This is a genomic window from Neptuniibacter marinus, assembly GCF_001597725.1.
Taxonomy (GTDB): Bacteria; Pseudomonadota; Gammaproteobacteria; order Pseudomonadales; family Balneatricaceae; genus Neptuniibacter; species Neptuniibacter marinus.
On the sequence record NZ_LUTR01000072.1, the window covers coordinates 1 to 272 of the forward strand.

The 272-nt window shown below is 42.6% G+C and carries 1 protein-coding gene; it reads right to left on the reverse strand.

Features of this window, described 5'->3' with window-relative positions; genetic code table 11:
* Window positions 1-272 (reverse strand): hypothetical protein (locus A3774_RS16840; protein WP_197468089.1); only part of this gene is annotated, 272 nt, incomplete at both ends.

Consider the following 272-nt stretch of genomic DNA (forward strand, 5'->3'; position numbering starts at 1 on the left):
TGATTTTCAAGTCATCTACACATTTTTTCGCGTACGTTAGTATATCGTCACTTACGTAGTTTTCATCATACTGCGTGGGTAATGTCGCGCCAGAATTAAGTAGAAAATGTATGAGGGCTTGCTCGCCTAACTCTAAGGCTTTGATGACAATACTGTCGCTTATTTCAGCACCGTATTGCGTCAATAACGCGATATGCAGCATCAGCTGGTTGGTTGGACAGTATTCGAAACAGGCCGTCATTAATTGGTTTTTATCTTCGCTGTTTCCGGCC